Source organism: Streptomyces rubellus, assembly GCF_036323805.1.
GTDB lineage: Bacteria > Actinomycetota > Actinomycetes > Streptomycetales > Streptomycetaceae > Streptomyces.
The window spans coordinates 24,552-38,250 of the sequence record NZ_JAZDCX010000004.1 but is presented as its reverse complement, the minus strand read 5'-3'; the positions used below and the strand labels follow the sequence as shown (position 1 = coordinate 38,250).

Genomic DNA, 13,699 nt, shown 5'->3' with positions numbered 1-13,699 from the left:
CGGTGGTGCCGCCCCACCCCAGGCGTCCGCCGCCGCAGCGCCCCACAGGCGCCCTACAGGGAGGAGAGCGCCGTGACGTCCGAACACGGCCCCCGGCCGGTGGACCGCAGGCTGCCCACCGAGGAGGCCCGCGACCTGATCGCCCTGGTGCGGGAGATCACCGAACGCGAGATCCGGCCGAAGGCGGCCGAGGAGGAGGAAGCCGGCCGCTTCCCCCGCGAGGTCTTCACCCTCCTGTCGGAGTCCGGGCTGCTCTCGCTGCCCTACGACGAGGAGTTCGGCGGCGGCGGCCAGCCGTACGAGGTCTACCTCCAGGTCCTGGAGGAACTGGCCGCGGCCCGGCTCACCGTGGGGCTGGGCGCCAGCGTCCACACCCTCGCCTGCCACGCCCTGGCCCACCACGGCTCCAAGGAGCAGCGCGCGGAGCACCTCCCGGCCATGTTCGGCGGCGGGCTGCTGGGCGCGTACTGCCTGTCCGAACCGTCCTCCGGCTCCGACGCCGCCGCGCTGCGCACCCGTGCCGTACGGGACGGGGAGGACTGGGTGATCGAGGGCACCAAGGCGTGGATCACCCACGGCGGGGTCGCCGACTTCTACACCGTCCTGGCGCGCACCGGCGGCGAGGGGCCCCGCGGCATCACCGCGTTCCTGGTCCCCGGCGACGCCGAGGGGCTGAGCGCCGCCGCCCCCGAGCGCAAGATGGGCATGAACGGCTCGCCCACCGCCCAGGTCCACTTCGACGGGGTCCGGGTCTCCGACGCCCGCCGCGTCGGCGAGGAGGGCCAGGGCCTGTCCATCGCCCTGGAGGCGCTGGACTCCGGCCGGCTGGGCATCGCCGCCTGCGCGGTCGGCGTGGCCCAGGCCGCGCTGGACGAGGCCCTGGCGTACACCACCGGACGCGAGCAGTTCGGCCGCCCGGTCGCCGATTTCCAGGGCGTGCGGTTCATGCTCGCCGAGATGTACACCCAGATCGAGGCCGGGCGTGCCCTGTACCTGGCGGCGGCCCGGCTGCGCGACGCCGGGGAGCCGTTCGCCCCGCAGGCCGCGGCGGCCAAGCTGTTCTGCACGGACGCCGCCATGCGGATCACCACCGACGCGGTGCAGCTGCTGGGCGGCTACGGCTACACCCGCGACTACCCGGTCGAGCGGCTGATGCGGGAGGCCAAGGTCCTGCAGATCGTCGAGGGCACCAACCAGATCCAGCGCATGGTGATCGCCCGCCGTCTGGCGGGCCCCCAGGGGCGCTGAACACCGGGGCCCGGACGCGGCGGATCCGGTGACCTCCCGTACGGCTGGGAGGTCACCGGATCCGCCTGCGGTGGGCACCGGGCCGGAACACCCGCCCGCACCAGCCGCGCCGGAGGGGACGCGGCGCACCCTTGTGCGGTTCTCTGCTCCGGTTTCCGGCCCGGTGGTCGCGGGAGGCGTCAGTTCACGGCCTTCGCCTTCTTGCCGTCCTCGGTGACGGCGTGCCAGACGCCGCCCTTGCCGTGGCCGTTGATGTCGCCGGGCTCGGTGTCACCGGTGAACCAGTACAGCAGCCAGCAGTCGATGGCGATCTGCTCGGTGCCGTCGGGACGCTCGAAGGTGGTGATCAGCTTCGGGTCGACGCCCTCGATGAGCTTCTTGTCCACGGGCTTGGCGGGCTTCCAGGTGTCCAGGCAGTCGCCCAGGCAGCCGGTCTTCATCGGCCAGGCGGAGTCCTTGTCGAACCGGTACAGCGTCCGGCCCTGGGCGTCCACCAGGATCTCGCCGAGTTCGGAGTTGTCGGCGACCTTCAGCTCGGCGTCACCGCTGTCGCCGGCGTCACCGGTGTCGTCGGAGCTCTCGCTCCCGGCCGGTACGGTCGAGTCCTCCGCGCCCGAGCCCTCGTCGCCGGCGGACTCCTGCCCGGCCTTCTTGCCGTCGGCGGCCAGGGCGAACCAGGTGCCGTTCACCCCGTGGCCGGTGGTGTCCCCGGGCTTGGCGTCCTTCGCGTAGCGGTACACCGGCCAGCCGCCCAGGGTGAGCTGGGTGCTCCCGTCGGGGCGCTTGACCGAGCCCAGCTCCTCGGGGTCGATGCCGGCGGTGGCCGCGGCGTCGTCGGCCGGCACGGGCGGCCACGCCGTGGCGCAGGGGCCCTCGCAGTTGGACGTGGGCGGCTCGGCGGAGTCCTCGTCGAACCGGTAGAGGACCCAGCCCTTGCTGTCGGTGACGAGCTCGCCCAGCTTGGTGTCCTCGCGCAGGGCCAGTGTCCCGGCCGGGCCGCTGCGGTCGGCGCTCTGGCCCGCCTGCTCGGTGCCGTCACCGTAGCCGCCGGTGTACCCCTGCCCGGCGGGCGAGGTGTCGCCCGCGGGCTGGACGGTGCCGTCCTGGGAGGAGGCCTGACCGTTGCCGCAGCCCGACGCCGCCAGCAACGCCGCGACCATCAGACCCGTCGCCGCGTACCGCCGATTCCTCATGACCACTCCTTCGCATCGGTCCGGCGGTCTTCCGCCGTTGTCGCCGGGGGATACGGGAGGGCGGCCGGCCCTGCTCAGGACCGCGGTAAACCCGCGAAAAGTTGTCGCGTCATGACAACCGGTGAGACGAACGGCCCGGTGGGCGGCGGACGTTGGGCGACGGAACGCGGGCCGGGGGGCGCGGGAGCGCGGAGCGGGGCCGGACGCCCGGCGTCCGGCCCCGCTCCCGGCGCCGTCTGCGGCGTGACCCGCGCCGGGGCCTCCGGCTCAGTTCTGGATGCGCAGTGCCAGGGCGGGGCAGCGGCGCACCGCGCGCAGCGCCTGCTGCCGCACCTCCCCGGGCACGGAGTACGTGGCCTTCGACGGGTAGCCGTCCGGGCCGAGCCGGACCACGTCGGGCACGATGTCGGCGCACAGCCCGTGTCCCTGGCACAGCGTCCAGTCCACGAGCAGCTTCTCCTTCTTCTCCGCCGGCTCCCGCTTCCGCTGCGCGGACGCGCCGGAGCCCGGGGGCAGGGCCAGGACCGGGAGGTTGCCGGTCTCCGGCATCAGCGGCAGCACACCGGCCACCGGCCGGCCGCAGCCCCGGCCGAGGGCATGGTCGTTGAACTCCTCGGGGAAGGACTCCAGCGCCGACTTCACGAACCGGCTGGTGCCGTCGGGATGGCTGCACGCCCCGCGCTTGGTGACGGTCTCGATGCGGGTGCGCACGGCGTCCAGCGCGGCCATGCCGCCACCGGCGGCGACCTCGTCGACGGCGTCCGCGAGCGAGGGCAGGCCCAGGAAGCAGGGCCCGCACTGGCCCGCGGTCTCCCCGGCCATCCAGCGCGCCACCCGGGCCGTCTCGCCGACCGGGCAGGTGTTCTCGGGGACCGGCAGCACCGCGCCCGCGCCGAGCACCGCGTCGAACGCGGCCAGCGACTCCCGGGAGATCGTCGCGGCCCAGGCGGCCTCCGGCCCGATGAAGGTGCCGTGATAGCCGCCGATGAGCACGCCCTGGCCGATCTCCAGACCGCACAGCTGGAGGATGTACGGCAGCGGCACCCCGGTCGGCGTCTCCACGACCACGCTCCCGGCCACCGTCAGCAGCATGGTGCCGGGCTCGGCGGGCAGCCCGGCCGAGCGGTACTCCAGCGCGCCCAGCCGGGCGGCGACGGCGAGCTGGGCGAAGGTCTCGGTGTTGGAGAACAGGGTGGGCAGACCGCCCAGACCGCTGTCGCTGGAGCGGACCTTGCGTCCCGAGGGCAGGGTGGTGCCCGTGCCGATCCCGTTGATCATGGAACTGCTCTCCCCGGTGACGAACCGCTCGGGGAGCATCGCCACCCGCACCCTGGGGCCGGTGGGGCCGCGTTCGTCGACCGCGGCCTGGACCGACCGCTGCACGTCGCCGCGGGTCACCCCGATCCACACGCCCTCCGCGTCCAGGGCGGTGGCGGCCAGTACGGCACCGTCTATGACCAGGTGCGGGGCCTGCAGGAGCAGCGCGGTGTCCTTCAGGCAACTGGGCTCGCCCTCGCTGCCGTTGACCACGACGACCGAGCGGCCGCCCCGGCGCCGGGCGGAGTCGACGACGGCCCGCATCTTGCGGGCGAAGGGGAAACCCGCCCCGCCGCGACCGCGCAGGTCGATGTTCTCGGCGAGATCGACGACCTCCTGGGCGCGCAGCCGCGGCAGCGAGCCGTGCTGGGTCAGGTGCGCCACCCGGTCCAGCCGTGCCACCTCGTGCAGCCCCGCCAGCAGCCGGGGGGGTCCGACCGAGGCGAGCGAGGCCACCGGCCCGCTCACCCGTTCCTCCCGCTGTCCTTCCCGCGGCTGCCCGCGGCCGTCTCGGCCCGCCGCGCGACCACCAGCCGCAGCGCCAGGGCGACGGCGGCGCCGGCCAGGGCCAGCAGGTATGCCGCCTCGGCCCATGCGGCGGCCGCCCGTCCGGCGCGCAGACCGTGCACCAGCGCGGCGCACCAGGCCAGATAGGCGCACATGTGCAGGGCGCGCCACCAGCGGGAGCGGCCCCGCGCGGCGAAGGCGCTGCGCACCGCGCCGGTGACCGCGGCGACCAGGAACAGATAACCGGCCAGGGTGCCGAGCCCGATCAGCAGCGGCCGCCCGGCGTCGGTGAACGGCACCAGGGCCGCCACGGCGCTCGTTCGCCCCTCGGCGATCTTCACCCAGATGTGCAGGACCAGGAAACCCAGTCCGCCGACGGCCGTTCCCCGGTGCACGGCCTGGGCGAACAGCCGGTGACCGGAACCCAGCAGCATCCGGTCGGTGGCGGCCAGGCCCCACAGCACCGTGGCGGTGAGCGACACCAGGGCCAGCACTCCGGCGCCGAAGTCGAGGAACTCCCACATGCGTTCGAAGGCGCCCGCGTTGGCCGCGACCAGCAGGGCCAGCAGGGCGGCCAGCACCAGGCTGCGCTGCATGTTCGACCGGAGGTCTCCGGCGCGCCGGCCGTGGAGGAACTCCCCCCGCGACGCGCGTGACAGGTCCGGCGGGCGCTGGGCCCGCTGGGCTCTGCGGGAACGGGGGGGCTGCTGCACCACGGTGGTCGGGGACGGGGGTGGCGGGGACAAACGGAACCTCCCGAGCGGGCGGTGACCGGACGCGCGGCATGGTGCGCGGTCCTTCTCCGGTCGTGAACCGCAAAGTATTACCGGCTCGTCGACCGGTGACGCCCGGTGACGTCCGGTACCGCGGCCGGTACTTTGCGCGACCAAAGGCGTCATGGTCGGGCGGCAGAAGCATCCACGAGCTTCGCGAGATCTTCATAGTATTTATCGTGCTGTGACAAAATCCAGCGGGTGCGTCGCTGCCGCTCCGGTGGCTGAACATGATGCCCAACCAGATCCGTACTGTCCCCCAGACGGTCCGGAAAAAGCCGCGTCCCCCACCCGGGAGGGCGCTGGAGGACCCTCAGTGCCCCTGCCATGACGGGGAGATGGCAGGGGTTACCCCTCCGTCGGCCCGTTCCGCCCCGCGTGGAACGGGCCCCACCCCGGCAGGAACGAGGTAGAGATGTGTGAACTTCTGAACCGCATCTGGTCGCGTCCCCGCGGCGAGTGGGCCCACGTCCTGAGAAAGGAACTTCCCTCGCTCGCCGAGCGGGTGGCCGAGGAGCTCCGGTACGACCCCCGCCTCGCCGGGGTGTTTGCGGATACCAAGCGCGAATGTGTGCGGGAGGCAGTGGAGCAGGCGCTGTTGGCCGTGCTCGGCTACCGGACGGAGGCGGAGTGCGCGCCGGACACCGGGGTCACCGGGAACGAGGCCGAGGACCCCCGCGGGGCCGCCGGCCGGGAGACCGGTGAGGCGAGACGCGGCCCGGGAGCAGGCCGGAACGCCCGGCGCGAACCGCTCGCCGCCCCGGTGCCGATCGACCGGGCCCGCCGCCATCTGTTCGCCGCGCTCACCAGCGACGCGCGTGAACCCGAGAGTTCCCTGACGGAGCTGGCGCGCTCCGCCCGCTGGCCGCTGCCCGAGGCCGTCCGGGTCGTCGTCCTGGCGGCGCCGGCCGAGGCGCTCCAGGTGGCGGCGATGCTCGGCGATGCCCTGATCAGCATCGCCGACGGCGAGCCCTGCCTGATCGTCCCGGACCACGGCGTCACCACCCGTACCGCTCTGGAGAACGCCCTGCGGGGCCGCCGCGCGGTGGTCGGACACCCCGTACCACCCGGTGAGACCCTCTCCTCGCTGCGCTGGGCGCGGCGCCTGCTGGCGCTCACCCCGCCGCGCGCCGCCGGCGCCGAGATTCCGGTGACCTTCGTCGACGACCACCTGTCGATGCTCCTGTTGCTGCAGGACGAGTCCCTCACCCGGGCGTTGTCGGCCCGCTGGCTCCAGCCGCTGGACGACCTGACGCCGCGGCAGAGCGAGCGGCTGGAGATGACCCTGCTGGCCTGGCTGGAAGGGGGCGGCGCTCCGGAGGCGGCCAAGACGCTCCAGGTGCACCCGCAGACGGTGCGGTACCGGCTGCGTCAGATAGAGAAGCTCTTCGGATCGGCCCTGCGGGACCCGCGCACCCGGTTCGAACTCGAGATGACCCTGCGCAGCAGGCGTCTGATGGCGCAGGTGCGGCGCAGGTACGCGCGTGCGGGACGTACGGGGCGCGCCATGACGGGCATCCGCCCGCTGGCGGGCGCACGGCAGGCGCGCGTCAACGGCCTGTGACCACAGGGCCGTCCGGCCGTTCGCACGCCCCCCGCGAACGGCTCGCGTGACACCTTCCGTCCGTCGTCGCCGCCGTGTGCGGCTCCCGCACCCCGGCGGTCCCGGGCCCCACCGGCCCGGGACCGCCGTCCGCGTGCCCGGACCGGACCGCCGCGCCCGCCCGTCTCCTCGGCGGTTCCCGTCGTGCTTCCCGCCGCTCCCCGTCCGCTGCCGCCGACCGGGCCGTGGCCGCCGTGGTGGCGCACCGCGCGGTTCACCGGACGGCTCCGGCGCGCTCGGGGCGCCCCAGACCGACGACCTGGGAGGGGGTGGCGGGCTGCCCGGGCGGCCCGTCGCTGTCGAGCGACTCGAAGTCCACCAGCCCGGTGTCCTCCAGCACCGTGATGTGGTCCAGCACGATGTCGTTGGCGCGGGTGGCCAGGTTCCGCACCATCGAGTTGCGGGACCGCGCCCGTACCTGTGCCACCAGGGAGAAGACCTTCCCGTGTGCGCGGCGCAGCAGGTTCGCGAAGAGCCGGTCGTACTCGTCGCCCTGGGCGGCGTCCATCTGGGCCAGCCATTGCTGCTGCTGTTCGCTGGGCTGGTTGGCCAGTTCGACGCCGAGCGTGCGGCCCGCGTCGATGGCCATCTGGTCCAGCTCGGTGTGGCCTTCCACCAGGTGCTCGCCGGCCACCCGGACCTCCTCCCGCGAACTGCGCTCCTGGGCCTGGCGGCCCGCGGGCAGTTCCCACAGCCCGGCGAGCCGTACCTTGCGGACGAAGTCGCGGTCCATGGCGGTGAGCGGCCCGTAGGGGGTGCTCACCGTGCCGCGGCCGTCGTCCTCCCAGCCCTGGGCCGCCGCCGCGGTGTTCACGGCCTGCCCGGCGCCGAACAGATGAACGGGAAGAAGCAGTGCCGTGAGCGTGGCCGCGAGGGCACCGATCACCAGCACCGTGCCGATCGTCCGTCCGGACGCGACGGACCGGCCGATGACGGACCGCATGAAGCCTCCTGGTACTCGGTCGTACATTCCCTCCTGGGGTGGCACCGGACGCTAACGCGCCGGTGCGGGAGGGCGCCGAGGCTTCGTCATCAACCGACAAAGAACGGTCCGCCGGCCGGGGCCGCTGCTACGTTGCGGGCGGGGCGCCGGCGGGCGCGCCGTCCCGGCCTCCGCCGGGACGGTACGGGACGTCAGTGGCGGGCGTGCCGCCCGCGCTGAACGCGCATCGGGTGAGTGCCCGGGCCGCCCGCGTGGGAGAACGGCTGGGTCCGCCAGTCCAGCCCCTCGGGCAGCGTCAGCAGCATGGCGGCGTCCCGCCCCCGCGCCTCGTCCGCGGAGCCGTCGGGACCGGCGTCCGCGACGGAGCGCCCGGAACCCCGGCAGACGGTCAGGCCGAAGGGGTTCCACGGAGTCGGGCACAGCGCGTGCTCGGGGAGCGTCTCCTCGTCGGCGAGCAGCGCGATCGGCTGTGCGCAGTCCGGGCAGACCACCCGGAAGATCTCGTATGACTCGTACGCCTCGGTGCTCTCCTCGTGGGGCTCGTCATGGGACTCGGTGTCCGGATGACCGGCGTGGCGTGACTTCACAGTGCGCATGCAATCCCCCTTGGACGGGCCGGAAGGACGCCCGTGTCCCCGGGTGTCCCGGCCACAGCAAGGTTTTCCCATCGGCTCCGCGCGTAATCGCACCGCCCCCCTGGAGCGAGGGTGGAGGGTGTGTCGTTTGTCACACGCCCGCGTCGTGCGGCGGCCGGCCGCACGCCCGCTGTGCCGCGGTGCGCCCGGCACAGTAGGTTGCCTGCTGTGGAGGAGCTGGATCGTCGCATCGTGGAGTTGCTCGTCAGGGACGGGCGGATGAGCTACACCGACCTGGGGAAGGCCACCGGCCTGTCCACCTCGGCGGTGCACCAGCGCGTCCGCAGGCTGGAGCAGCGCGGTGTCATCCGCGGCTACACGGCCATCGTGGACCCGGAGGCCGTCGGACTGCCGATGACCGCCTTCATCTCGGTCAAGCCGTTCGACCCCAGCGCGCCGGACGACATCGCCGACCGGCTCGCCGAGGTCCCCGAGATCGAGGCGTGCCACAGTGTGGCGGGCGACGAGAACTACATCCTCAAGGTCCGGGTCGCCGCGCCCGGCGAACTGGAGCACCTGCTGGCCCGCATCCGCTCCCTGGCCGGTGTCTCCACCCGCACCACCGTCGTGCTGTCCACTCCGTACGAGGCGCGGCCGCCGCGCATCTGAGAAGCCCGGCCGCCGGGCCACCCCCGGCGGCGGGACACCCCGCCTACGGGGGAGACTGGCGGTCATGAGCGACAGCACGACCCCTTCCGAGCGATCCGAGCGGCCGGTCCGGTCCGGCCGGCCCCGCACCGTCCTGCTGCGCGGCGGCGAGGTCCACAGTCCCGCCGACCCCTTCGCCACGGCCATGGTCGTCGAGGGCGACAGCGTCGCCTGGGTCGGCTCGGAGGGCGCCGCGGACTCCTTCGCCGACGGCGTCGACGAGGTGGTGCACCTGGACGGCGCGCTCGTCACCCCCGCCTTCACCGACGCCCACGTCCACACCACCGCGACCGGACTGGCGCTCACCGGCCTGGACCTGTCCGGTGCCCGCTCTCCGGCCGACGCCCTGGCCGGGATCCGGGAGTACGCCGGCGCCCGCCCCGGAGAGCGGGTCCTGCTCGGCCACGGCTGGGACAGCACCGACTGGCCCGGGGGACGGCCGCCCACCCGTGCCGAGCTGGACGAGGCCACCGGCGGCAGGCCGCTCTACCTCACCCGTGTCGACGTCCACTCCGCCCTGGTCACCACCGCCCTGCTCGACCTCCTTCCGGCGGCCACCGATGTCACCGCCCTGCCCGGCTGGCACGGGGACGCGCCGCTGACCGGTGCCGCCCACCACGCGGCACGGGCCCTCGCCCACGCCTCGGTGACCCCCGCCCAGCGTGCCGAGGCCCAGCGTGCCGCGCTGCGCCACGCCGCCGCGCACGGCATCGGCACCCTCCACGAGTGCGCGGGTCCCGACATCTCCGGAGCGGACGACCTGACCGGTCTGCTGGCCCTGGCCGCCGAGGAACCGGGCCCCCGGGTGGTCGGCTACTGGGCCGAGCTCGTCACCTCCGCCGCCGACGCCGCGCGGGTGCGGGAACTGGGCGCCGCCGGCGCGGCCGGCGACCTGTTCGCCGACGGCTCCCTGGGCTCCCACACCGCTCACCTGCAGGCCCCCTACGCCGACGCGGACCACCGCGGCACCGGCCTGCTGGACACCGGCGCCGTCGCCGCCCATGTCGCCGCCTGCACCGAGGCCGGGCTCCAGGCCGGGTTCCACGCCATCGGCGACGCCGCCCTGAGCACTGTCACCGAGGGGGTGCGGGCCGCCGCCGGGCGGGTCGGCACCGGCCGGGTGCGCGCCGCGCGGCACCGGATCGAACACGCCGAGATGCTCACGCCGGACACCGTCGCCGCCTTCGCCGAGTTCGCCCTCACCGCCTCCGTCCAGCCCGCCTTCGACGCGGCCTGGGGCGGCGAGGACGGCATGTACGCCCGGCGGCTGGGACGCGAGCGCGCCCGCACCCTCAATCCGTACGCGGCGCTGCTGCGCGCCGGCGTACCGCTCGCGTTCGGCTCCGACAGCCCCGTCACCCCGCTCGACCCCTGGGGGACCCTGCGGGCCGCGGCCTTCCACCGCACCCCCGGACACCGGGTCTCGGTCCGCGCCGCCTTCACCGCCCACACCCGCGGGGGCTGGCGGGCGATCGGCCGGGACGACGCCGGTGTCCTGGTCCCCGGCGCCCCGGCCGACTACGCTCTCTGGCACACCGGTGACCTGGTGGTGCAGGTCCCGGACGACCGGATCGCCGCCTGGTCCACCGACCCGCGCTCGGGCACCCCGGGCCTGCCCGACCTCACACCCGGCCGCGAACTGCCCGTCTGCCTGCGGACGGTGGTGGCCGGACGGACGGTGTACGAGCATCCGAACGAGTGACGCCGGGTGCGTCCATCCCGCCGAACGGCACGGCCCCGGGTTGCCGCCCGTCTGCCCCCACTCCCGTTCTGACCTGCTGTTTTCCTGGAACGTCGCAGGTCACGTATGTGTTGACAGGTCGCGGCGGTCGGCCGGTAGGTTCTGCCGGGTCCACCACAGGACGTCCGACCGGTGATCCTCCGCACGCAGTAGTCGATCGGGCTGGGTCATGGGCGGTGCGTCACACCGGCGTACGGCCGGGAGCCAGGCCCAGTGCCCGCGGCACGGGGACGGAAGAGGTCCGGCCGGTCGGCGGGTGCGACCCGGGTGGGGCCCGGCGCCCAGTAGACAACGGCTCTCGGTCGATCCGCAGCCAGCGGGTGCCAGGTCGGCCCGAAGGGCACCGGGCCCCGGTCCCGCGGAGGGTCCCGTTCCTGTGGTCGTGTCCCGGTTCGGTCCGTCACCCCGCGTCCGCGGACACCGTCCGGCGTTGTACGGTCGGGCTCGTCACCGCACGATCTGCCAGAAAGGCCGCGAGCGTGCCATCGGGCCCCGAGACCACCGCCGAAGCCGAGACGCCGGAGCCGGCCGCCGGGCGGCCGGGCGCGCCACCGCGTCCGGACTCCTCCGGCGCCGCCCCCGGTGCCGTTCCCCCCGGTGCCGCCGGCCCCGGAGCCCCCGCGGCCGGCGCCCGGCCGGCGGCGGGCGGCCGGGACCGCCCCCGTCTCCCGGCGAGGTCGGCCCGGCTGGTGCGCCGCGAGGCGGGCCGCTCGGCGCTCGCCGCCGTCACCGGCGTCGCCCTGGCCGCGGCCTTCCCGCCGTACGGCCTGTGGCCGCTGGCGATCGCCGCCGTGACCGGGCTCTCCCTCCTCACCCGGGGCCGTACCGTCCGCCAGGGAGCCTGGCTCGGCTTCGCGGCGGGGCTGCCGTTCTTCTTCGTGCTGCTCAAGTGGCTCCACATGATCGGCTGGGACGCGGTGCTCGGCCTGGCGCTGATCGAGGCGCTGTTCTTCGTGCCGCTGGGCGCCGGACTGGCCCTCACCGGGCGGCTGCCGCTGTGGCCGCTGTGGGGCGCCTGCCTGTGGGTCGCCGAGGAGTGGGCGCGCGACCGGATCCCCTTCGGGGGCTTTCCGTGGGGACGGCTGGCCTTCGCCGTCACCGACTCGCCGCTGCTCCCGCTGGCGGCCCTGGGCGGTGCGCCCCTGGTCACCTTCGCCGCGGCGCTGACCGGCACCCTGCTCGCCGCAGCGGCCTGGCACCTGGCCGCCGGACGGCGGGCGCCGCGCGCGGACCGGGGCACCGGTCCGGGGACGGACCCGGACGGGAAACGGGACGGGGAGCGCGGCGGCCGGGCGCGTACCGCCCGGCCGACGGCGGTCGCGGCCGGCGCCCTGCTCGCGGCGGCGGCGACCACCGCGGCCGGATACGCCGTGCCCGTCCCCACCGACGCCGCCGACACCGTCCGCATCGCCGTCGTACAGGGCAATGTGCAGCGGCCCGGCATGGACTTCGCCGGCCGTCGCATGATGATCCTCAACAACCACGTCGGGGCCACCCTGGAGCTGGCCGAGGACGTGGCGGCCGGCCGGGAGGCGCGGCCCGATCTGGTGATCTGGCCGGAGAACGCCTCCGATCTGGACCCCTACCGCTCCCCGGAGGCGTACGACGCCATCGACCGGGCGGCGAAGGCCGTGGGCGTCCCCGTCCTCGTCGGCGCCCTCGTCGACCACGCCGAGCACGAGGGGTACGTCGAGAACCAGGGCATCGTCTGGGACCCGGAGACCGGTCCCGGCGCCTCGTACACCAAGCAGCACCCGGTGCCCTTCGGGGAGTACGTGCCCTACCGCGACCAGATCAGCAAGGTCATCACCCGGCTCCAGCGGGTCCCGCGGGACTTCTGGCCCGGTGAGCGCAGCGGTGTGCTGGACGTCGGCCCCGCCCGGCTCGGCGACGTCATCTGCTTCGAGGTCGCCTACGACGAGATCGTGCGCGGCACCGTGCTGGACGGCGCCCGCGCCCTGGTGGTGCAGACCAACAACGCCACCTACGGGCGCACCGGCCAGCCCGAGCAGCAGCTGGTGATGTCCCGGGTGCGGGCCGTCGAGCACGGGCGGGCCGTCGTCACCGCCGCGACCAGCGGCATCAGCGCGGTCGTGGCCCCCGACGGAACGATCGAGCAGCGCACCGAGGAGTTCACCCGGGACGTGCTCACCGCCGAGTTGCCCCTTCGGGACGAGATCACGGCGGCCGACCGGATCGGCTCCGCACCGGAGTGGGTGCTCGCTATCGTGGGCGTCCTGTCCTGTGCCGCGGCGTATCTCCTCGGCCGGCGGGGGCGGGCAGCGGGGAAGGTCGGGACAGAGGGGAAGAGGCAGCAGCAGTGAACGACGCCCGAGAGCGCCGGAGGGATCCGCTCGGCAGGGTCCTGGTGATCATCCCGACCTACAACGAGGTCGACAACATCCGGCCGGTCGTCACCAGGGTGCGCGCGGCCGTTCCCGAGGCCGACGTCCTCGTCGCCGACGACAACAGCCCCGACGGGACCGGGAAGGCCGCCGACGAGCTGGCAGCCGACGACGAGCGGGTCAGGGTGCTCCACCGGCAGGGCAAGGAGGGGCTCGGCGCCGCGTATCTGGCCGGCTTCCGCTGGGGCATCGAGCACGGCTACGACGTCCTGGTCGAGATGGACGCCGACGGCTCCCACCAGCCCGAGGAACTGCCCCGGCTGCTCACCGCGCTCAAGGGCGCCGACCTGGTGCTCGGCTCGCGCTGGGTGCCGGGCGGACGCGTGGTCAACTGGCCCCGGTACCGGGAGCTCCTCTCCCGCGGTGGCAGCACCTACTCCCGGTTCCTGCTGGGCATGCCGCTGCGGGACATCACCGGCGGCTTCCGGGCCTTCCGCAGGGAGACCCTGCTGGGGCTGGACATGGACGACGTGGCCTCCCAGGGGTACTGCTTCCAGGTCGACCTCGTCCACCGCGCCCACCGGGCCGGCTACCAGGTGGTCGAGGTGCCCATCACCTTCGTCGAGCGGGAGCGCGGCGACAGCAAGATGAACCGCGACATCGTCGCCGAGGCGCTGTGGCGGGTCACGGCCTGGGGAGTGCGGTCCCGGGTGAACCAGGTTCTCGGCCGCAGGCACACTGGATGA

Annotated in this window: 11 protein-coding genes; 6 read left to right on the top strand and 5 right to left on the bottom strand. The window is 74.5% G+C overall.

The features are described 5' to 3' along the window. The first annotated feature begins 72 nt into the window (after window positions 1-72). Window positions 73-1,248, top strand: a complete 1,176-nt coding sequence (locus tag V1L54_RS05790) for an acyl-CoA dehydrogenase family protein (RefSeq protein ID WP_330116783.1) — start codon at window positions 73-75, stop codon at window positions 1,246-1,248. A gap of 179 nt (window positions 1,249-1,427) precedes the next feature. On the opposite strand, the gene V1L54_RS05785 is transcribed toward V1L54_RS05790, so the two are convergent. The 3 genes from V1L54_RS05785 to V1L54_RS05775 all read right to left on the bottom strand — a co-directional run bounded on the left by V1L54_RS05785 (window position 1,428) and on the right by V1L54_RS05775 (window position 4,861). Next, window positions 1,428-2,441 (bottom strand): SCO0930 family lipoprotein, encoded by a 1,014-nt coding sequence (locus V1L54_RS05785; RefSeq protein ID WP_330116782.1) that lies wholly within the window; start codon window positions 2,439-2,441, stop codon window positions 1,428-1,430. Window positions 2,442-2,708: 267 nt separating this feature from the next. After that, a complete protein-coding gene (locus V1L54_RS05780; protein WP_330116781.1) occupies window positions 2,709-4,226 on the bottom strand; it encodes an NADH-ubiquinone oxidoreductase-F iron-sulfur binding region domain-containing protein in 1,518 nt (505 codons plus the stop codon). Beyond that, window positions 4,223-4,861, bottom strand: coding sequence for a ferric reductase-like transmembrane domain-containing protein (locus V1L54_RS05775; RefSeq protein ID WP_330116780.1), 639 nt, complete (start codon window positions 4,859-4,861; stop codon window positions 4,223-4,225). Before V1L54_RS05775 ends, V1L54_RS05780 begins: the two co-directional genes overlap by 4 nt. A 592-nt stretch (window positions 4,862-5,453) precedes the next feature. On the opposite strand from V1L54_RS05775, the gene V1L54_RS05770 reads away from it, so the two are divergent. Beyond that, window positions 5,454-6,602, top strand: coding sequence for a PucR family transcriptional regulator (locus tag V1L54_RS05770; RefSeq protein ID WP_330116779.1), 1,149 nt, complete (start codon window positions 5,454-5,456; stop codon window positions 6,600-6,602). A 253-nt stretch (window positions 6,603-6,855) separates the two neighbouring features. On the opposite strand, the gene V1L54_RS05765 is transcribed toward V1L54_RS05770, so the two are convergent. Continuing rightward, complete coding sequence (locus V1L54_RS05765) at window positions 6,856-7,584, bottom strand: DUF4142 domain-containing protein (RefSeq protein ID WP_330116778.1); 729 nt, start codon at window positions 7,582-7,584, stop codon at window positions 6,856-6,858. Between the two features lie 191 nt (window positions 7,585-7,775). Continuing rightward, the gene (locus V1L54_RS05760) at window positions 7,776-8,180 is read right to left on the bottom strand and encodes a hypothetical protein (RefSeq protein ID WP_330116777.1); all 405 of its coding nucleotides are present in this window, start codon (window positions 8,178-8,180) and stop codon (window positions 7,776-7,778) included. A 207-nt stretch (window positions 8,181-8,387) separates the two neighbouring features. Here V1L54_RS05760 and V1L54_RS05755 point away from each other — a divergent pair, with 207 nt between their 5' ends. The 4 genes from V1L54_RS05755 (at window position 8,388) to V1L54_RS05740 (ending at window position 13,699) form a co-directional block, all read left to right on the top strand. Further along, window positions 8,388-8,828 carry an Lrp/AsnC family transcriptional regulator gene (locus V1L54_RS05755; protein ID WP_330116776.1) on the top strand — a complete coding sequence of 147 codons (441 nt, stop codon included), beginning with the start codon at window positions 8,388-8,390 and terminating at the stop codon, window positions 8,826-8,828. A gap of 64 nt (window positions 8,829-8,892) precedes the next feature. Then, window positions 8,893-10,569: an amidohydrolase gene (locus V1L54_RS05750; RefSeq protein ID WP_330116775.1), complete on the top strand. Its 1,677-nt coding sequence runs from the start codon at window positions 8,893-8,895 to the stop codon at window positions 10,567-10,569. A gap of 518 nt (window positions 10,570-11,087) precedes the next feature. Continuing rightward, window positions 11,088-12,932 carry an apolipoprotein N-acyltransferase gene (gene lnt, locus V1L54_RS05745; RefSeq protein ID WP_443076499.1) on the top strand — a complete coding sequence of 615 codons (1,845 nt, stop codon included), beginning with the start codon at window positions 11,088-11,090 and terminating at the stop codon, window positions 12,930-12,932. Continuing rightward, on the top strand, window positions 12,929-13,699 hold the full coding sequence (locus V1L54_RS05740) for a polyprenol monophosphomannose synthase (RefSeq protein ID WP_330116773.1): 771 nt from the start codon (window positions 12,929-12,931) through the stop codon (window positions 13,697-13,699). Before lnt ends, V1L54_RS05740 begins: the two co-directional genes overlap by 4 nt.